Source organism: Acidisarcina sp., assembly GCA_035539175.1.
In the GTDB taxonomy this organism is placed as follows: domain Bacteria; phylum Acidobacteriota; class Terriglobia; order Terriglobales; family Acidobacteriaceae; genus JANXZS01.
In genome coordinates, this window is sequence record DATLIY010000007.1 from 882,223 (window position 1) to 902,584 (window position 20,362).

Annotated in this window: 12 protein-coding genes; 4 read left to right on the forward strand and 8 right to left on the reverse strand. The window is 57.6% G+C overall.

Annotated features, from left to right (window positions below):
- Nucleotides 1-48: 48 nt before the first annotated feature.
- From VM554_06460 to aceE, 6 genes are all read right to left on the reverse strand, one after another.
- Nucleotides 49-972, reverse strand: a complete 924-nt coding sequence (locus VM554_06460) for an ROK family protein (protein ID HVJ08006.1) — start codon at nucleotides 970-972, stop codon at nucleotides 49-51.
- A gap of 104 nt (nucleotides 973-1,076) precedes the next feature.
- Entirely contained in the window at nucleotides 1,077-2,135 is a 1,059-nt protein-coding gene (locus VM554_06465) for a LacI family DNA-binding transcriptional regulator (protein HVJ08007.1), read from the reverse strand.
- Between the two features lie 275 nt (nucleotides 2,136-2,410).
- Nucleotides 2,411-2,905 carry a DinB family protein gene (locus tag VM554_06470; GenBank protein ID HVJ08008.1) on the reverse strand — a complete coding sequence of 165 codons (495 nt, stop codon included), beginning with the start codon at nucleotides 2,903-2,905 and terminating at the stop codon, nucleotides 2,411-2,413.
- Between the two features lie 45 nt (nucleotides 2,906-2,950).
- A complete protein-coding gene (locus VM554_06475; protein HVJ08009.1) occupies nucleotides 2,951-5,272 on the reverse strand; it encodes a trehalose-6-phosphate synthase in 2,322 nt (773 codons plus the stop codon).
- Between the two features lie 131 nt (nucleotides 5,273-5,403).
- Nucleotides 5,404-6,126: an HAD family hydrolase gene (locus VM554_06480; protein HVJ08010.1), complete on the reverse strand. Its 723-nt coding sequence runs from the start codon at nucleotides 6,124-6,126 to the stop codon at nucleotides 5,404-5,406.
- A 209-nt stretch (nucleotides 6,127-6,335) separates the two neighbouring features.
- Nucleotides 6,336-9,005 carry a pyruvate dehydrogenase (acetyl-transferring), homodimeric type gene (gene aceE / locus VM554_06485; GenBank protein HVJ08011.1) on the reverse strand — a complete coding sequence of 890 codons (2,670 nt, stop codon included), beginning with the start codon at nucleotides 9,003-9,005 and terminating at the stop codon, nucleotides 6,336-6,338.
- Between the two features lie 568 nt (nucleotides 9,006-9,573).
- On the opposite strand from aceE, the gene VM554_06490 reads away from it, so the two are divergent.
- From VM554_06490 to VM554_06505, 4 genes are all read left to right on the forward strand, one after another.
- Entirely contained in the window at nucleotides 9,574-11,358 is a 1,785-nt protein-coding gene (locus VM554_06490) for a 2-oxoacid:acceptor oxidoreductase subunit alpha (GenBank protein ID HVJ08012.1), read from the forward strand.
- A gap of 65 nt (nucleotides 11,359-11,423) precedes the next feature.
- On the forward strand, nucleotides 11,424-12,320 hold the full coding sequence (locus VM554_06495) for a 2-oxoacid:ferredoxin oxidoreductase subunit beta (GenBank protein HVJ08013.1): 897 nt from the start codon (nucleotides 11,424-11,426) through the stop codon (nucleotides 12,318-12,320).
- 263 nt (nucleotides 12,321-12,583) lie between these two features.
- Nucleotides 12,584-15,490 carry a tetratricopeptide repeat protein gene (locus VM554_06500; GenBank protein ID HVJ08014.1) on the forward strand — a complete coding sequence of 969 codons (2,907 nt, stop codon included), beginning with the start codon at nucleotides 12,584-12,586 and terminating at the stop codon, nucleotides 15,488-15,490.
- Nucleotides 15,487-17,208: a CRTAC1 family protein gene (locus tag VM554_06505; GenBank protein HVJ08015.1), complete on the forward strand. Its 1,722-nt coding sequence runs from the start codon at nucleotides 15,487-15,489 to the stop codon at nucleotides 17,206-17,208. The genes VM554_06500 and VM554_06505 overlap by 4 nt, the downstream gene beginning before the upstream one ends.
- An 88-nt stretch (nucleotides 17,209-17,296) precedes the next feature.
- Here the strand turns inward: VM554_06505 and VM554_06510 are convergent, their stop codons facing one another.
- Nucleotides 17,297-18,790 (reverse strand): NADH-quinone oxidoreductase subunit N, encoded by a 1,494-nt coding sequence (locus VM554_06510; protein HVJ08016.1) that lies wholly within the window; start codon nucleotides 18,788-18,790, stop codon nucleotides 17,297-17,299.
- Complete coding sequence (locus tag VM554_06515; GenBank protein HVJ08017.1) at nucleotides 18,787-20,316, reverse strand: NADH-quinone oxidoreductase subunit M; 1,530 nt, start codon at nucleotides 20,314-20,316, stop codon at nucleotides 18,787-18,789. Before VM554_06515 ends, VM554_06510 begins: the two co-directional genes overlap by 4 nt.
- Nucleotides 20,317-20,362: the final 46 nt, after the last annotated feature.

Sequence of the window (20,362 nt, forward strand, 5' to 3'; positions counted from 1 at the left end):
AAGAGTCAGAGCAGCGTTTTCGGGAAGTAGTGGTGGAGCTTTCCTATCTCATCGCGCTGTGGGTGACGCTAGCGAATCATGCCGATCCACACCCTGCTGTTGCTGCCAACTGATTCCGGCTCCAATCAATGGCGCATTATCGAACAACTGAGAGACGCACAACTCGATGGTGTCGGAAGCCAGCTCCGCTCTTGCCGCGGGCAGAAAGAGATCGCCGGAGTGGGAAATCGCTCCCCCAAAAACAATCCGCTCCGGATGAAATGCAGCACAGGTTGCACGCAGGACCTTGCCAAGCTCCTGTCCGAATATCTCGAAGGCCTGGCGGGCGATCGCATCTTCAGCAGCACGGCGAGCAATCTCCCTTACTTCGGCCATACTGCCCGTGAGTCGCTTGTAGATCTCCCGTATGGAACGGCCTGAAATGACATCCTCCACAATGCCTTCTCGGTACGACAGGTTCCATATCTCTCCGCCGGGAGGAACGTTGGGATCGTCCGTCACAATCCTGCCATTCACCGCAAAGGCCGACCCGACCCCTGTTCCCAGAGTGATGCCTATGGAGCGGCCGATGCCCACAGCGGCACCCTGGTGAATCTCGCCGATGAGGAATGCTGCGGCATCGTTGAGGAAATGAATCCGAGAAGGATCGCAAGCGAAGCGGTCCGCCAGGGCGCGCCGAAGATCAACGCCATAGAGGTACTGATACTTATGCTCCATGTAACTGATGCCGCGCTCATAATCAAACGGATTCGGGACCGCAAGAGCCAGGCCAGCCAACGCTTCCGGCGCGGTAAGCAGCTGCTTACCGAGAACTTCAACCGCCCGGAAGAATTCTTCTGAGGGCCCCGTCACGGGCGTGGGAGTGCGCCTTACCTGGCTGAGAGTCCCTGTTTTCAGGCTCAATACACCACAGGCGATATGACTGCCACCAACATCAAACACAAGAAGTTCAACTCCCGCATCACGAGACAAGGCAAGCTCCCTTAGATAACGCTACCCTATTCAGTTTATCGGAGCATCGGGCGAAAGCATAGTTTCTCTTACCCTCTGCCTCGCGAAGAATGAGCAGGTTGCAGTCAGTTGTCCTGGCGGGAAGAGCGAATCCTTGGAGGCGCGTCGCAACCACAGGAGCGGCGAATCACAAGCTCTACCGGCAATACCACTCTATCGTCGACGGAGCGCATCTCCTGCGTCCCCGTACGTATCCAGTCCAGCAGCATCCGCGTTCCACTGCGGCCAAGTTCGCCTGCCGGTTGATTGACCGCGGTTAGCGGCACCGCGAGGAGACTCGCCAGCTCAAAATCATCAAAGCCGATCAGTGCGACATCCCCGGGAATCTGGATATTTTCCCTCTGCAGCAGATGCAAGACCTGGGTGGTTGTCACATTATTCAAACTAAAGATGGCAGTGGGGGGCTTGCTGGAACGCAAGCACTGGAGCAACTGCGGGCCGACGGAAGAATCGTCTTCTACGGCGAGGACCTGCGGAACCAGGCCTGCCGCAGTCATCGCACTTTCATAGCCCGCTATCCGCTGGCCGATCGAGTTAAACCTGCTGTTGTAGCCGATGCACAAGATCTTCCGATGACCGTGCTGGACAAGGTGGTTGACAGCCTTCTGCGCTCCTCCGGCATTGTCCACCATTACCTCTCCCGCATCCAGACCAGGGAGGGTGCGATCCAGCATGACGACAGGGACGCCTCGCGCCCGCAACGTCGCTAATGGCTCAATCGACTCTTTATTGGAAGGTATGACCAAAATCCCGGCCACCTTCCTTGCCTTCATGACCGCGAGTTCTTCCAGCTCGGTCTCAACATTTCCCTCGCAGACAGAGAGCAGCGTTCTATAACCGTGCCTGGCTGCCAACAACTGCACAGCATGGGCGCAGGCGGAGAAGAAGGGATCGCCCAGATCGGGCAGGATGAGGCCGATGGTTCGAGAAGCCTGCCCCTTCAGAATGCGAGCCGCCTCATTGGGCTCGTAACCAAGCCTGGCAATTGCGGCACGCACACGCTTTGCCGTGGCAGGACTCACATACCTGCCACCATTCACAACCCGGGAGACGGTCATAGAGCCGACACCACACTCGCGTGCAACATCGGCGATGGTAGGAACGGAGGAAGACTTTCTACTCATGCGGGGCTATGCTCTGGGGTCATTGGCAAGCCGAGTGTAATGCTCGACCCTTATGTTTTACAAGCTCTGGCTGATAACGCTACCATTTTATAGCTTGGTCCAGACGCAAGATATAGGCAATAGGATGTCTCCTGCCTCGCTGCGACCTGTGGTACTCGCTGTCAAATACACGTTCTAGAAAGTCAAAAGAGGGCATGGAATTTGCCCCCCCTTTGATCTATTCTCCAGCAGGCCCGGTTCGGCAACCGGGCGTTTTTTGCTTCGGAGATCTTCTGTTAGGACTCGTCAGCAGAAGGTCCGTAGATGGAAGGAACAGGAACGCCATTGAGCCGCAGATAGACACCAAGCTGGGCGCGGTGATGAATGATGTGATTGAGCAGCATACCTCTGATGGCCTCGTAGCGGCTGCCTTGCAGGAAGACCTGTGACTGATGCCTCAGCGTCCAAGGTTGCGCGAGAGCAGCGTCACTGGTTCGCGCAAAAGCATCGCGGGCTTTCTGCACGTTGCTATCAAAGGCCTGGAGCAGTTGGTCTCTGGATTCCATGACAAGCGGCTTCATATCTGAAGTCGCGAAATCAAGCTCCGGCAAGTCGACGATCACGACAGCTAACGCTGGAAGTTGAGCAAGGTGTCCAGCAAGTCTGGACATGGACATGGATTTTTCGTGAGGTTTATAGTCGGACTTCCCCTCGGGAACGCGCTCGAGGGTGGCTCTGGTACCCTTCATCTCTCTCTCAAATTCAGATGCAAGCAGGTCGCGGATCTCCATGTATCTTCTCTCCATAATGCGGGCGAAGCATATCAGATTTGGTGTTTAGATCTCTACCGAGACGTGCTCAGGCTCAACGGTCTCGTCGTCGCTGCCGCGTTTGTGTTCCCAAGTGCCGCCTTTAGGTTCGAGACGAAGTTCGCACAGAGCTCCGATGAGGCTGGCAGCCCACCAGTAAATGTTGTGCTCCTTGATGGTTTTGCGCATGCGATGCATGCGGTCGACCATCTCGCTGACATTCATCTTGAGGGCCTGGGCGATGGCCTCGCCGGTCGCATTAACGTCATATGGATTGACGATAATAGCGTCGTGCAACTCCCGCGCGGCTCCGGTGAACCGGCTGAGGATGAGCACTCCCCTCTCGTCGTGGCGTGTGGCGACGAACTCCTTCGCAACAAGATTCATTCCATCGTGCAGCGATGTGACCATGCAAACATGAGCGGCGCGATAGTAGCGCTCGACTTGATGGCGATCATGCTGGCGGTTGAGAAAGACGATGGGTCTCCATCTACCACGCTTGAAGCGGGCATTGATGCGGTTGGCTTCGGCTTCCACCTCCAGTTGGAAATCGGCATACCTCTTGATGCGGCTGCGGCTGGGAGCGCCGATCTGGACGAAGGTGAACTTGCCCTGATAGGTGGGGTACCTCTCAAGGAAAGATTCAACCGCCTGGAATCGTTCGATGATGCCTTTGGTGTAGTCGACGCGATCGACGCCAACGCCGAGGTAAGTGGCTTCCACTCCCAGCTCGGCAAAGATGGCGCTGCGCTCTTCTCCCGCGGTGAGGTCTCTTTCGGACGGGGGAACATCGCCGGAGAACTCGACGCTGATGGGAAATGGAAGCACAGAGGTCAGGTGATCGTTGCGCTTAACGGAGAAGTGCTCCCAATCGACGCGCGACTCCAGGATGCGATCGACGGTATTGAGGAAGTTGTTGCAATGGGCGCGCACATGGAACCCGATAAGGTCCGCACCGAGGAGCCCATCGAGCAATTCGCGTTGCCATGGGCAGATTTCAAACGACTCCGGCGTAGGCCAGGGAATGTGCCAGAAGATCGCAATGCGAGCATTGGGCAGCCGGTCCTTCAACATGCGCGGCAGCAGGGCGAAGTGATAGTCCTGGATGAGGACGACGGGATTCTCCTCGTCGCCGATCTCCTGGAGGAGCGCGTCGGCAAACTTCCGATTGACCTCGTAGTAGTACTCCCAATCCGAGGCGCGAAAGATAGGGCGCGTATGGGCGATATGGCAGAGCGGCCACAAGCCCTCATTGGCGAATCCGTAGTAATAGCCTTCTTCCTCTTCATGGCTCAGCCACACGCGGCGCAGAGTGTAACGCGGCTCATCCGGCGGAACCTTGATGCGATCGCGGGCATCGACGGTTTCCGCATCTGCATCGCCGCTTCCATACGCGACCCAGGTTCCATTGCACGCGCAAAGGATTGGCTCGATAGCGGTAACCAGTCCACTCGCAGGCACCGTAACAGCGATGCCATTTTCGCGATGCGAGTGTATATACGGCTCGCGGTTGGAAACCACAAAGAGATTGCTCTGGCCAAGACGGTTCCGGACATGATCGGCCAGCCGTTCCGCAGTCCATTGTGATTCGTTGGCATTGCGCAGGCCCGCTTCCGTCTCCGCCGCGGCTCGGGCGCGCTGGATGCTCTCCGCCATTGGTGCGACCTCGCGGGCCAGCGGAAAGAGGAAGTCCAGATCCGTCGCGGCGGGTCGCACCGCATGCTGGCCTGTTCGCAGAGCTCGCATCCAGACTGCAACGCGGGCAATTGGTCCGGTCAGGCTCCAGCGAAGAATAAATAGCGTAATCGCCGCAATGACGAGCACCTGGATGGCAATGCGAAAGAAGACGCGACCCCAGATGCGAAAGATCTCGGCGCGGATATAACCCGTATCGTGGATGACGAGGATCCCGCCAATCACCGTTCTGTCGGAAGCGTGCAAAGGAGCAGCCAGCACATGAACGCGGCGGAATCGTAGATGAGTAAAGACGCTGATGTCCCGATTGTCGCGGACGGAATCACGCAGCAGCGGAGCAAGGCTGGGGAGAGATCCGCTAAGGCCCGGAGTCATGACAAGGGGGGATTGATCGCGGCCATAGACTGCGATTCCGACAAGGTGTTCGCGGTTGCTGAAGCGTCCCACCAGTTGCTCAAGGCCGGGATGATCCTGGGTAGCGAGATAGAGTTCGGCGGTGGCGGCCAGGCTTTCCCCTAAGGTTGCGGCTTTGCGGTCCAGGTCGTGGCGGAGAGCATCTTTCTGGGACTGCACCTCATACCAGGATGACGCAAGCGTCACCAGAGAGACTCCAATGATCAGCGCCACAATCAATCGCCAACTTAGAATTCGCATGGTATCGCAGGCACCTGTCACTGAGGAATGGGGGATGAAGCATCTTACAGTTCCCTATTTTGATGCGAGCTTTCAGAAATAGGCAGCCCAGAGGTGGGCTCGCACTTAAGGAAGGTTTTGACCCGGCCCACCTAGGAACTGGTATTGGAGGGAATGGAAATCTGCCGGTCATTGTCGCCGAGAGAGCACAGATCGTCCTTGAGAATATGTTGAATGAGTTCCACAACCCCTTCGCCACGCGACGCAAGCGTCGTGAAATCAACCTCTTGTTTCAGGGAATCGAGAGCATTCGCAACGGCGACGGAGCACTGGCACTTACTGAGAAATGCAAAGTCGTTTTCCGCATCGCCGATGCCAACGACCGTGTTCCACGATAGCTTCATTTCTTCGAGCGCTGCCTCGAGGCCGCTGGCTTTGTCGACACCAACAGGCAGGACCATAACGGCATCTTTATTCAACGTGATCTGCAGATCCAGACCGAGGTCGCGGATCACCTGATGCACAGCGGTTTCCTGCGGCCTCCATGTGGCAACCACGGCTTCCCCGGTCGAAATAGGGGAGACACCGCGCCGCTTAAGCTCCTGCACAAACTGGATCGGGGGAGGCTCCGTCAAAAGCTGCTTTTGCCGGGTTGCGGGCTGATAAAGGAGTGCGCCATTTTCCGCGACTATCCAGTCAAAAAGGTCCGTTCGATCAAAAATCTCCAGCAGTTGGGGGAGTTCGCGGCCGGTCACGAGGATGATGTTGCGTCCAGAATGGCGTAAGGCTTCCAGAGCTTCGATAGTGGATGGCGCGACAACGCCCTCCTCTGCGAGGGTGCCGTCGTAGTCTGTTGCCAATGTGGAAAAATTCATACTTCCCTTAGATGCCGCAAAGTCGCGGCGGGATTGGCCGGCAAGCCATCTCTCTCTTGTGAAAGGACTTCAGATCCTTCGCTTCGCTCAGGACGACAATATCCGCACTTAGGTTGGCGTGCGGAGCGAAGGAAAGGGCTTGCGGATGCAGAAGCAGGGATCATCGCTGATCCCTGCTTCGTCAATCCTTCTCTATCCACCGGCACCTACTACAGATGCGCCGGGTCTGGGGTTTCGGTCGGCAATCCGAGATCTGCAAACGCCTGTTGCGCGCGAGCAGCGTCGAATTTTCCTTCGCGTGCCAACCGCGAGAGCGTAGCGGCGACCACCGACTCCGCATTGACCTCAAAGTGCTGACGCAGATGTTCGCGGTTGTCGCTGCGGCCAAATCCATCCGTCCCAAGTGTGACGAGGCGGTTGGAGAGCCACGGCGAGAGTTGATCGGTCAGGGACTTCATATAATCGCTGGCCGCAATGATGGGGCCTTTGGCTCCCTGCAAGGCGGTAAGAATATATGGCGTCTTCTCCGGCTCGGCAGGGTGCAGGCGGTTCCATCGCTCCACGGAAAGCGCTTCGCGCCGAAGCTCGTTGTAGCTGGTCACGCTCCACACGTCAGCCTGAACGCCGTATTTCTCGGCGAGGATGCCTTGCGCACGCACCACTTCATTGAGGATCGTGCCGCTGCCGAAGAGCTGCACCGTGGCCTTGCCCTTGGCTGCCGGTTTGAATTTGTAGATGCCGCGCAGAATTCCTTCCGCAACCCCTTCCGGCATCTCGGGCATGGCATAGTCTTCGTTGTACATGGTGATGTAGTAGAAGACGCTCTCTCCGTCCTGATACATGCGGCGCAGACCATCCTGCAGAATCACTGCCAGCTCATAGACATAGGCCGGATCGTAGCTAATGCAGGTTGGCACCGTGCTCGCGAGGATCAGGCTGTGGCCGTCCTGATGTTGGAGCCCTTCGCCGAGCATAGTGGTGCGTCCCGCGGTTCCACCCATCAGGAAGCCCTTGCCGCGAGAATCGGCGAATGCCCAGATCATGTCGCCAACACGCTGGAATCCGAACATCGAGTAGTACATGTAGAACGGAATGGTGGGCACACCATAGTTGGTATAGCCGCTGCCCGCAGCCGTGAAGGATGCCATGGCTCCGGCCTCGGTAATGCCCTCTTCCAGAATCTGGCCGTCTATCTCTTCGCGATAGTAGAGCAATACATCCGCGTCGTGCGGCTTGTATTTCTGCCCTTCGCTGGCATAGATGCCAACCTGGCGAATTGCCGATTCGAGACCGAAGGTACGGCCCTCATCGGGAGTGATCGGCACAATGTACTTGCCGAACTGGGGATGCTTCAACAAGGTGCGAAGCATGCTGACAAAACCCATGGTCGTAGAGACTTCACGTCCCCTCGATCCAGCAGTCCACTCCTTGAAGTAATCCAGTGGGGGAGCCTGAAAGTCGGTCTTTGGCACTTCGCGGCTGGGCATGTAGCCGCCGAGTTCGCGGCGGCGTTCGCGGAGATACGTGATCTCCGGACTATCCTCCGCAGGGCGATAGGGATGGACCTGCTTTGCCGTTTCCTCGGGAAGCTCGATGTTGAAGCGCTTGATGAATGCGGTGATGCCGTCCTCGGTCAGCTTCTTTTCCTGGTGGGCGGCGTTGCGTCCTTCCGTGGTCCCGAAGCCGAAGCCCTTCACGGTTTTGGCGAGGATGACGGTGGGTCCGCCGGTATGCTCCATCGCCCGCTTGTAGGCGTTGAATACCTTGACAGGATCATGCCCGCCGCGATGCAAGGCATAGATTTCGTCGTCGGTCATATCTTTGACGAGTTCAAGCAGCTCAGGATACTTGCCGAAGAATTCTTTGCGTACGTAGGCTCCGCCCTTGGCCTTGTATGCCTGATAGTCTCCGTCGACGCACTCTTCCATGCGCTTGAGCAGGAGGCCGGAATGGTCGCGCTCGAAGAGCTTGTCCCATCCCGCTCCCCAGATCACCTTGATTACGTTCCAGCCAGCGCCATGGAAGACGCTTTCGAGTTCGTCGATGATGCGCTTGTTGCCGCGAACCGGGCCGTCGAGACGCTGCAGATTGCAGTTAATGACAAAGATGAGGTTGTCGAGCTTCTCACGCGCGCCCATGGTAAGCGCCCCGAGCGTCTCCACCTCGTCTGTCTCGCCATCTCCTATGAATGCCCAGACCTTACGGGGGGTCTTCTCGATGAGCTTGCGGTTCTCCAGATAGCGCATGAAGCGCGCCTGGTAGATGGCGTTGAGCGGACCGATGCCCATAGAGACGGTTGGGAATCGCCAGAAGTCCGGCATGAGCCAGGGGTGAGGATAAGAGGAGAGTCCAGGCTTGTCGCGCAGCTCATGGCGGTAGTTGAGCAGGTGGTCGTCCGTCAAGCGGCCTTCCACATACGCCCGCGCATAGACGCCGGGTGAAGCGTGGCCCTGAAAGTAGATGAGATCTCCGGGCTGGTCTCCATAAGAAGCATGGAAGAAGTGGTTATAGCCGACCTCGAGCAGGGTAGCCAGAGAAGAATACGTGGAGATGTGGCCACCAATGCCAGGATCCTTCTTATTCTGCAGGTGCACCATGGCGAGCGCGTTCCAGCGAATCAGCCCCTTGATGCGGCGCTCCATGTAGCGGTCGCCGGGGTAGGGCAGCTCTTCTTCAACCGGGATGGTATTCCGATAATGGGTGGTGAGATGGGAGGGGGTGGGGACTCCGGCATCGCGCGCTCTCTCGTGCAACTCCTCTAGGAGGTCGGAGGCGTGCTGCGGGCCCTCTGCTAGAACGACCTGGTTGAAGGCTTCAATCCATTCTGCAACTTCAGCAGTGAAATCCGTCGCGATAGGCATTTCGACTTGTGTGCTCATAATTTGGGGATCAACTCGTAGCGTGACACAGGTGAATTTAGGTAAAAGCGGGGCTTGCTTGCCCGGGCTCGTGTATGCGGGGGGTGCGATTCGACGACCCGGCCGGTGGATGTTGAGGGAACGCGCGTAACCATATATCCCTACTGACAGAATACGACGATTGCAGCGCACTTTGTAGGGGGGCAGGGTCGCGGTCAGTCCTGCCCGGCAAAAAAGGACGTGCGAAGCGGGCCGCGGGCGGATGGAAATAAACCTTCAGCGCCAGATCCTGCGGGCCCGACCGCCGCTGCGATTAGGACATTGTATGCAAGCAGATGCGATCTCATCGACGAAATCGCGTGCCTGTGGTCCGGGGTTTGTTGTATGCTCGTCTCCGCTCAAACAAGGCGCTCAAAGAAGGTTAGTTACGCGACTTCGCAACATGGATGGAAGCAGATCCGGCAGATCCTTGAGCCTGCCGATCACGGCAGGACCATCTTTAGGATTGAGCGAATGCCGATGTGGGATATGCCTGCGCGCAGTAAGCAGGACAGGTGCAAAACGCAGGAAATGACCGGGAGATGAATGTATGGGGCAGACGTTTACGATCGGGATTGGAGGCGCGGCCGGCCAGGGTGTAGCCACGCCGGGCGATATCTTCGCCAAGATTTTCAGCCGCCGTGGACTGCACGTGAATGCATATAACTCGTACCAGTCGATCATTCGCGGAGGGCATACATTTCTGACGCTGCGCACCGGCGACGGCCCGGTAACCAATATGGGAGATCGGATAGACCTGCTGATCCCGTTGAACCAGGACACGATGAATCGACACCTGGAACTGCTGACCGCCGGGGGTGCATGCCTCTACAACGCAGACGCAATCAAGCCCGGCACTCCGGCAGATGGAGTGCAGCTATGCCCTCTGCCGGTCTCAAAGCTGGCGGACATCAGCCGCAACAAGGTAGCCCAGAACACGCTGGCAATTGGCGCGGCATTGAGCATGGTGGGCATCGGCTTTGAAGCGTTGGAGGATGTTCTGCGGGAGCAGTTCAGGAAAAAAGAAGAAGCGGTGATCACGGAGAACATCAGCCTGGCACGCGCGGGATACGACTACGCGACACAGAACTTCCACCCCTTTGCGCACCCTCTCCCCATGACGGACAACCGCTATGCGGTGCTCAGCGGAAATCAGGCGATGGCGATGGGCGGCGCGGCGGCGGGGGTAAAGTTCTACGTCGCCTATCCGATGTCTCCGGCAACCGGGGTTCTGCACTGGATGGCGGCACATGCGCGGGACGCGGGAATCATGGTGCGCCAGGCAGAAGATGAAATTGCCGTCATCAACATGGCGATTGGGGCGTCGAATGCCGGGCTGCGCTCCATGTGCGCAACCTCTGGCGGCGGCTTTGCATTAATGAGCGAGGGGCTGGGACTATCGGCCATGATGGAGACTCCGGTAGTCGTGATCGACTGCCAGCGCGCCGGCCCGTCGACGGGCGTTCCCACCAAAACAGAGCAGGGCGACCTCTGGCAGATGCTGGGCGCAGCTTTTGGCGATTATCCGCGGGTGATTGCGGCTCCGCTGGACATTGCGGACTGCTTCACGCTGATACCGGAGATCTTTAATGTCGCAGATCGCTTCCAGGTGCCCGCGATTGTGCTATGCGACCTGTTGCTCTCGGAGGGCAGGCTGAGCGTGGATCCCAAGGTACTGGACTTCCAGCCGCCGATCGATCGCGGAGAGTTGATCGCGAAGACCAATGGAACGCCGGTGGAGGATGGCGGCTACAAGCGCTACAAGATCACCGAGAGCGGTGTTTCGCCCCGGGCGATTCCAGGCCTTCCGGGGTACATCCATACGCTGTCGAGCGATGAGCACGATGAAGACGGCGTCCTCATCAGCGATGAATACACAAACGCGGCCAAGCGACGCGCCATGATGGAAAAGCGCATGCGCAAGGTGCAGGGGATCGAATCGATGGTACCGCCTCCTGCGCTGCAGGGTCCGAAGAATGCGCAGGTAACGCTGATTGGCTGGGGATCGACGCAGGGAGTGATCGAGGAGGCTCGCGAGATTCTGCAGGCCGAAGGGATCACCGCAAACCAATTGCAGATTCGCTGGCTGGTGCCGCTGCACGGGGAGGCGATCCTGGAAGTTCTGAAGGACTCGCCGCACACGATTCTTGTCGAGAACAACTACAGCGGACAGTTTGCGCGATATTTGCGCAGCGAAACGAGCTTTGTGCCGAGTGGACACATTCGCAAATACGATGGCGAACCGTTCATGCCGCACCACATAGCGGAAGCGGTAAAGGAACAGCTTGCGGGTAAGACGACGCTCTCCGTTCCGACCCATGAAGTCATGGTTTGAAGTCAGGGTTATGGCAACCTGCTCCAACTCTTACATTGACGGTGAGAACGCTCCAGGAGATTGAAATGGCGACTGATGTGGTAGCTCCCAAGCAGTTGACGATGGCAGACATGAAGGGCCGGGTGGATCCGGACTGGTGCCCGGGATGCGGCGATTTTGGCGTGCTCGCCGCGATTCAGAAGGCACTGGTCGATCTTCAGATTCCCAACCATGAAGTGGTGGTCGTAAGCGGAATTGGCTGTTCGTCGAATCTTCCGGGGTTCATTCATACATACGGCATGCATACCCTCCACGGGCGCTCTTTGCCGGTCGCAACCGGCGTGAAGCTCGCCAACCACGAACTGACGGTGCTGGTTACGGGCGGCGACGGCGATGGATTCGGCATTGGCTGCGGGCACTTCGTCCACACCATGCGACGCAATTTGGATGTGCTCTACATTGTGATGGATAACCAGATCTATGGGTTGACGACGGGCCAGACCTCGCCTACAAGCCGCAAGGGGATGAAGACCAAGAGCATGCCCTATGGCAATATCGAGGCGCCGCTGAACCCGGTGGCGCTGGCTCTATCGGCGGGAGCCACATTTGTCGCCCGCGGATTCAGCGGCGAGCAGAAGCACCTGACAGAGCTGATCAAGCAAGGCATCCAACACAAGGGGTTCTCCTTCCTCGACGTCTTCAGCCCCTGCGTGACATACAACCACGACAACACGTATCCGTGGTTTCGTCCGCGCGTCAAGAAGCTTGAGGACGATGCGTCGTACGATGCCAGCGACTGGTCAGGCGCGATGGAGAAATCGCTGCTGTGGGGCGATGAGATCCCGATTGGAAGATTCTTCGAACGCACCGACCTGCAATCGTTGCAGGAAGCAGAGCCGGTGCTGAACGCCGGTCCCCTGGTGCATCAGGAGATTCGCATAGCCCCCGAGGTTGCGCAGAAATTTATCGATGAGCTGATGTAAAGAGGCGCATTGCGAACGCTGTCTGCGTGGGCTGGCTATCCTGACTGTCAGCCCACAACCTTTTAGAGGCCGACTGGTAGAGGCCGGGTGGTTAAAGGCTGACTGGTTCAGAGGCGGGTTCGCGACTTGATCTGCTCCTTAGAGCACGCCTCCATCGAAAGGTGGATGCTAGAACCTACCCTGAGTGATTAATATCCTGATGCTGGTTCCGGAGTTCCCTTCCCCAAGAGTGCGGTTCATCCGGCCCACCATGGAGATCTCGATTGAGGCGAATCCTCACAACGGCGACGCTCGTCCTGGCGGCGACCGCATTGTTTCTTTACGCGTACCCGGCAGCTTCGCTCGTCTACGAGGCGGTTGTCGTCCTGCATATTGTTCTGGGTGTTGCGTTGCTGGTCTTTGGAGTTCCGGCGCTGTGGCGTTCTTTGCGCAACGTAAGCGCCCCGGAACGTGCGGGCTGGATCTTTCTTCTCGCGGCGGGCCTGATAGGAGCGGTCCTGCTCTTCACCGGTGCCCGGCGCGATAAGTGGCTGCTGCTGACATCGCACGAGGCCCTTTCCGTGTTCGCCATCGTGGTGCTGGCGTGGGCCTGGAGCGGCCGCAAGGGGTGGCTGGCACGGAACGAGGCGACCAGCCTGCTGCGCTTCTCGCTGATCCTGGTGACGATTGCTGGACTGGCCACGGGTGCATGGTGGCTTCGCACAGTGCCCTGGCAACGCGCATATAGAATCCAGAACCCGACGATGGCCCCGGCCAATATGGCGGACGAAGGCAGCGGCGCAACCAGTCCCTACTTTCCGAGTTCCGCGGAGACCTCGACGGGAAAAACCGTGCCCGAGGACTACTTCATGGACTCCTCAGCGTGCAAGCGCTGCCATGCCGATATCTATAACCAATGGGAGAGTTCGGCACACCATTACTCCTCCTTCAATAATCAGTGGTATCGCAAGAGCATTGAATACATGCAGGAAGTGAATGGCGTGCAATCCTCCAAGTGGTGTGCCGGTTGCCACGATGCTGCCATGTTTTTTCCCGGTAACTTCAACACTCCGGTTGCAGATCGCATCTTTACTCCTCCAGCGCAGGCCGGCATGGGCTGCATGGTGTGCCACTCGATTCGCAAAGTAAAGAGCACGATGGGCAATGGCGATTTTGTTCTGGAGTATCCCGCCCTGCACCGGTTGGTCACAAGCAAGAATCCGCTGGTGCGCAGCGCAATAGATTTTCTGGTCGAAACAAATCCCGAGCCCCATCGACGGACATTTCAGAAACCGTTCATGAGCGCGGATACGGCAAACTTTTGTTCAGCATGCCACAAGGTGCACCTGGATGTCCCGGTCAACAACTATCGCTGGATTCGCGGCTTTAACGACTACGATAACTGGCAGGCTAGCGGCGTATCCGGTATGGGCGCACGCTCGTTCTACTATCCGCCTAAGCCTATGGATTGCGCGGACTGCCACATGCCGCAGGTGGCGTCGAAGGATGCAGGAAACCTCAACGGACTGGTGCACTCGCATCGTTTTATCGCCGCCAATACCGCCCTGCCGTTCGTGAACAAGGACTGGACACAGTTGGCTGCGACCGAGCAATTTCTCAAGGCAGGCAAGGTGCGAGTCGATATCTTCGCCATCTCGCCGGAGACGAGCCAGGAGAAAGCTGAAACAGCGGCAACGGCAACGGGAGCGTCGCGCCAGATCCAGACAACATTTGCAGTTGGTGAAGAGGCAGAGGCGCAGATCCCGGCGGCGCAGGTAGCAACGGCTGCAAGCGCACCGATCTCTGCGCCGCTAAACCGCGTCGATGCTTCGGTACGTGCAGGAGACACGGAGCGCGTCGATGTGGTCGTGCGTACGGTTGGCGTGGGACACTTCTTCCCCGGTGGCACGATTGACGCTTTCGATTGCTGGCTGGAGCTGAAGGCTACCGATGACGCGGGCCGCGTTATCTTCTGGAGCGGGATGGTGGAAGACGATGGCCATGGTCCAGTGGAGAAGGGCGCTCACTTTTACAAGTCGCTGCAGATCGACGCACATGGAAATCCCATCAATAAGCGCAATGCATGGGCTACCCGGGCAACCGTCTATGTGCACCTGATTCCGCCGGGAGCAGCGGATACAGCACATTTCCGGTTACATATCCCCAAGGATGCGCGCGGCCATATCCATCTGCAGGCCAAGTTGAACTATCGCAAATTTTCATGGTTCAACACGCAGTTTTCCTTCGCCGGAGTTTCACACAGCAAGCATCCAAATGATGTAACCAGGGAGTACGACGACCGCGAGATCAGCTTTACCGGGAACCTCAAGAATGTCTCCGGCGAAGTGAAGGCGATCCCCGACTTGCCTATCGTAACAATGGCTGTTTCGAATGTAGATCTTGCCATTCTCCCAAGCAACGCACCGCGGCCGCAGCTGCGGCCCTCCCTGCTTCCCGAGGATTGGCAACGATGGAACGACTATGGCATCGGCCTGCTGCTGCAAGGAGATCTGAGGGGAGCAGAGGCCGCCTTCCAGAAGGTCACCGAGATCGACAGCCAGAATCCGGATGGGTGGGTAAACATTGGCCGGGTGCGACTGCAGGAGGGGAATATCCCCGGCGCTCGCGAAGTGCTGGAGAAGGCTTTGAAGATAGCTCCATCATTGGCGCGCACAAACTATTTCTATGCTCGAGTGCTCCGGCAGGTTGGCGATTACGACGGTTCTATCTCGCACCTGCGGACCGCAGTGGAACAATATCCGAAAGATCGCGTTGTGCGGGACGATCTAGGCCGAGTGCTGTTTTTGAAGCATAACTACGCAGCTGCACGCGATGAATTCAATAAAGCACTTGAGGTCGATCCGGAAGATCTGGAAGCAAACTACAACCTGATGCTGTGCTATACGGGTATGGGAGATGCCGCTCGCTCCGCCGAGTTCCAGGCACGCTATATGCGGTTTAAGGCGGATGAAATGTCCCAGACGCTGACTGGGCCATACCGGGAGAAGCATCCAGAGGATAACCTGGAGCGCCAACCCGTTCACGAGCATGCTTCAATCTCACTTCCGTTGCGCTCAACTGTAGCGGTACGTACGAAGCAAGGTGCGGCCACGAATCAATTCGCGCTTCATAGTGGCGCTCGACATGCCGGGATGCCTTCCGCTGCAATTGCATATAGGAGTGAGAATTGAATCGAAGGAAGCTGAATCGTCTGCACCTTGCCCTGATGCTGGTATTGAACGGAACATATATCGGGACTTGTATCGCGGGCCATGCCGCACTGGCGCAATCGGCGTCGAACCGGGTGCGCTTCGAAGATATCACCCGGAGTGCGGGAATCCACTTTAAACATAACAACGGCGCAACCGGAAAGAAGTATCTCCCCGAAACGATGGGGTCTGGTGTGGCTTTTCTCGACTATGACAACGATGGCTGGCAGGATATCTTCTTTGTCAACGGAACCAGCTTCTCGGCGCAGTCCGGGCACGGAACAACGCCCGCGCTCTATCACAACAACCATGACGGTACGTTTACAGATGTCACCCAAAAGGCTGGACTGGCAATCAGCACCTTCGGCATGGGTGTCGCGGTCGGGGACTTCGATAACGATGGCTTCGACGATCTGTTTCTGACTTCGATGGGGCAAAACCATCTCTTCCATAACAACGGAAACGGAACGTTTACCGATGTGACGAAGAAGGCGGGGCTCTGGGGACCGAATGAATTCAGCACAACCGCGGCTTGGGTTGACTACGATCGCGACGGGCACCTTGATCTGGTAGTCGCGAACTATGTGCAGTGGTCGCCTCAGGCAGATCTATATTGCACCCTGGACGGAAAAACGAAGTCCTACTGCACACCGGAGTCGTATCGCGGAGCTTCAGTGCGGCTATGGCATAACCGTGGAAATGGGACATTTGAAGAAGTGACGCAGCGTGCCGGCTTGGGAGACAGCTCCTCGAAGAGCCTGGGAATTGCGGTGCTGGATGCGAACCAGGATGGCTGGCCCGATCTAGCCATCAGCAATGATACGCAGCCGAACAAGCTCTATATCAACAATAGAAATGGAACTTTTACGGAGAAAGCTGTTTCCGCGGGAATCGCATACAGCGAAGACGGCGTGGTTCGCGCCGGCATGGGAATTGATGCGGTGGACTACGACCACTCCGGTTATCCGAGCATACTGATTTCAAATTTCTCCAACCAGATGATGGCTCTCTACCACAACGAGCAGAACGGATTGTTTGTGGATGTAGCGGCGCAATCACAGATGGGGCGCACTTCCCTGCTGACGCTGGGCTTTGCGTGCTTCTTCTTTGACTATGATCTCGATGGCTGGCCGGATGCATTTGTAGCCAATGGACACATCGATCCGGACATCGAGCGGGTGCAGAAAACGGTGCACTATGCGGAGCCAGCTCATCTGTTTCACAATCTGGGCAACGGCGAGTTTCGCAATGTGGCCAGTGAAATGGGCAGCTCGTTTGCTGCTCCTCGCGTGGCGCGCGGCGCAGCTTATGGTGATATCAACAACGACGGCAGCCCAGACCTGGTAGTAACCACGAATGGCGGGCCCGCTGTTCTCTTCCGGAACACAGGGACAACCAATCACGGCCTCCGCATCAAGCTGGTGGGAACAAAGAGCAATCGTGACGGCATAGGCTCCGTCGTATTCGTGCAGTCGGGAAAGTTGGCGCAGAAGTCGATGCTGCGCAGCGGATCAAGCTATCTCTCCTCCAGCGAGCTACTGCTGACCTTTGGACTAGGCCAATCCACCAAGGCGGATGTGGTTGAGGTCCACTGGCCAAGCGGCGCCGTGGATAAGCTGACGAATGTTGGCGGAGATGAAACGCTGACGATCAAGGAACGCTCCGGCATAATCGCCAGGCTGCCCTTCCGTAAGCACTGATCGTATTGCGCCTTCCAGAGTCGTGAGCCGCCTTGCAATTTCGCCTGATCGGATCTTTATTCCTGTCGCGGGATAAAGATCAACCGGCTTACGAAGCGACGGCGGCGACAGCACTCTGCAGAAAACGCAGCAGTAGATTGGGCGCACAGCCAAGGACGACAACGCCAATTGCAATGAGACAGAGGATGATCTGGCTGAATGCGGAGACCTGGATAGGTGCGGCATCTGCCGGAGGATGCTCGACGTAAATCCGCTTGAGCACCTGCAGATAGTAATAAAGCGAGACGGCACTCATCGCGACGGCCAGGACTACCAGCCAAAGGAGAGAGAGCGACGTTGTGCCGGCGAGGGCTGCGCTAAAGAGAAAGAATTTTCCGAAGAAACCGGCCAGCGGGGGAATTCCCGCGAGCGACAGCAGGAAGACCAGCATGCACAGCGATGGAAGAGGTGCGCGCCTGCTAAGCCCGACGAAATCTGAAAACTTGTCGCCCCCGGCCGGGCGCTCGACTGCGGCGACAACTCCGAAGGCACCGATCGTAGTCAGCGCATAGGTAAGAACGTAGTAGAGGAGCGCGGCGATGCTCTGCTGGTTGTGCGAAACGAAGGCCACAAGCATGTAGCCAGCATGGGCAATCGCCGAATACGCCAGCAGCCGTTTTACGCTTGTCTGCGCAAGGGCGGCAACGTTCCCCAGAATCATCGAGAAGGCCGCAACCACCGCGATGAGCGGCGCCCATCCCGGCGTGCGAAGATGCCATCCCGCGCTGCCAGCGGAACCGGCAAAGCCCAGGATCATGACCTGCGCAAAGATAAAGAAGCTGGCGACTTTGGAAGCCGAAGCGATGAAGGCGGCCGCGGGAGCAGGAGCTCCCTCATAAGCGTCAGGCGCCCAGAGATGGAACGGTACGGCAGCTACTTTGAATCCGAAGCCCACCACCGTCATTACGATGGCAACCATCAGCAGAGGATCCATCGCAGGCCCCTGGGTGGCGGCGGCAATACGAACCAGGTTGGTAGACCCGGAGAGTCCGTAAAGGAGGCTGAAGCCGAAGAGCAGAAAGGCTGCCGACATGCCCCCAAAAAGAAAATACTTCAGCCCCGCCTCTGCGGAGTGGACGCTGTGTTTATTGAAGCCGGTGAGGATATAGAGGCACAGACTCAGCAATTCCAGCGAAATAAAGATGAGCAGCAGATCCTGCGTACTGACCAGAAACATCATGCCTGCGGTTGCCAGAAGAATGAGCAGGATATATTCGCCGATGTGGCTGGTAAAGTCGGAATCGACAGAAAGCAGGATGGTAAGAACAGCCAGCACGAGAAGTGCGATCTGAATTAGCTGCGTCAGCGGATTCGACAACAACATTCCGCCCTGGAGGATTGTCTGGCCCTGCGCAAGATGAATCCAGCATCCGGCGGCAAGCGCCCCGGCAAACGTGACGATGGCTCCCGCAGAGAAGCGCACACGGCTGGCTGACTTGCGGAAGAGAGTCAGATCGAGCGCGAGCGCGATCAGGCCCGCCACGACAAGAATGGTCTGCGGTAAGGCGAGCAGCAGCAGTTCCCTGTAACTAAGTCCGGTCATTGCCAGCTCCCTTTCCGCAAGCCTTCAAACAACGGCGAATTGAAAGCGGGGATGATCAGATTGAGAAGTATCTGCGGATAAAGACCCACGGCTACGCTGGCTCCTAAGAGGAGAATTGCACCTGCGCGTTCCGCCAGGGTGATGGGAGGCAGCTGCGCGTGTTCGGCTGGAGCCGGAGGTTTGCTCTGGCCAGCCACGGATCCCGCGCCGAAGAAGGCTTTCTGCATGGCACGCCAGGTATACGCGAACCCGACTGCGAGGCCCACCCCGGCAAGGAGTGCGGCAACGGGAAAGGTGCGCCAGGCGCCGATGAGAATCTGCAGTTCCGCCACGAATCCGCTAAAGCCGGGCAGTCCAATCGAGGCCATACTGGCAAGCACGAAGGTCACCGCGGCGAATGGAATGACTTTGCTGAGGTGCAGTTTCTCCAGCGCGGCAAGGTCGCGGGTGTGGGTGCGGTCGTAAACCATGCGCCCTACAACAGCGAAGAGCAGGCCCGCGATTACACCGTGGGAGAACATCTGCAGTACGGCTCCATCAAGTCCGATGCGGTTAAGCGTCATGAGTCCGAGGAGGACAAACCCCATGTGGCTGACGCTGGAGTAGCCAATGACGAACTTGAAGTCCTCCTGCACCAGGGCAACCATAGCGCCATAGACGATGCCGATCACAGCGAGCAGGGCAAAGACATCCCGCCAGGAACCAAGACCCAGGAAGTGAAAGCCCCAGGGGTCGAGACCGAGGGGGAAGAGCATCATAGCCACCCGCAGGCAGCCATAGGCACCCAGTTTCATCACCACTCCGGCCAGCAGCATCGAAGCTCCCGTCGGAGCGGCAACGTGACCGGTGGGCGCCCACGTGTGGAAGGGCCACAGACCAGCAAGAATCGCGAATCCCACAAAGACAAGCGGAAAGGCCCACATCTGGAAATGAACAGGGAACGGAAAGCGCGCGAGTTCCTCAAGGCTGGTGGTGCGGGAGCCAGCTACTACATAGGCGGCGATCATGCCGATGAGCACCATGGAGCTGCCAATGAAGGAGTACAGCACGAGCTTCATCGCTCCATACTCCTTGCGTGTGGATCCCCAGATGGCAATCAGGAAGTACTTCGGAATAATCGCTATTTCGTAAAAGACAAAGAGCAGGAAGAGATCGAAGCTGAGAAAGACGCCATAGACGCCGCCAATAAGAGCCAGATAGAAGGCGAAAAACTCGCGGGTGCGATTCTCGATATTCCAGGAAAAGAGAATCCCGGCAATGGCCATGATGCCAGTAAGGAGAAGCAGGACCATGCTGATGCCATCGGCGGCGAGATGATAGCTGATACCGAGCGATGGAATCCAAGCGTGATGGACGACGGTGACCAGTTCGCCGGTGCGGTGGGTGGCCCAGGCTCTCAAGACGAAGAACAGACCAGCCATCGCCGCCAGCAGCGCGATAACGCGCGCAAGCCGAGCGCTATTCTTCGGCAGCAGCATGAGCACGGCTGCGGCGAGAAACGAAACGTAAATGGTCCAGGCAAGCATAGTTAGAATGCGACGACAGCTATACGGCGTAGCGCTCTGCTGTTGC

Excerpts from the sequence above, each read along its gene's own strand:
- VM554_06495 (HVJ08013.1), top strand. The coding sequence starts at position 11,424 with ATGGCGACTGATGTGGTAGCTCCCAAGCAGTTGACGATGGCAGACATG.
- VM554_06510 (HVJ08016.1), bottom strand. The coding sequence starts at position 18,790 with ATGACCGGACTTAGTTACAGGGAACTGCTGCTGCTCGCCTTACCGCAG.
- VM554_06480 (HVJ08010.1), bottom strand. The coding sequence starts at position 6,126 with ATGAATTTTTCCACATTGGCAACAGACTACGACGGCACCCTCGCAGAG.
- VM554_06515 (HVJ08017.1), bottom strand. The coding sequence starts at position 20,316 with ATGCTTGCCTGGACCATTTACGTTTCGTTTCTCGCCGCAGCCGTGCTC.
- VM554_06470 (HVJ08008.1), bottom strand. The coding sequence starts at position 2,905 with ATGGAGATCCGCGACCTGCTTGCATCTGAATTTGAGAGAGAGATGAAG.
- aceE (HVJ08011.1), bottom strand. The coding sequence starts at position 9,005 with ATGAGCACACAAGTCGAAATGCCTATCGCGACGGATTTCACTGCTGAA.
- VM554_06475 (HVJ08009.1), bottom strand. The coding sequence starts at position 5,272 with ATGCGAATTCTAAGTTGGCGATTGATTGTGGCGCTGATCATTGGAGTC.
- VM554_06490 (HVJ08012.1), top strand. The coding sequence starts at position 9,574 with ATGGGGCAGACGTTTACGATCGGGATTGGAGGCGCGGCCGGCCAGGGT.
- VM554_06465 (HVJ08007.1), bottom strand. The coding sequence starts at position 2,135 with ATGAGTAGAAAGTCTTCCTCCGTTCCTACCATCGCCGATGTTGCACGC.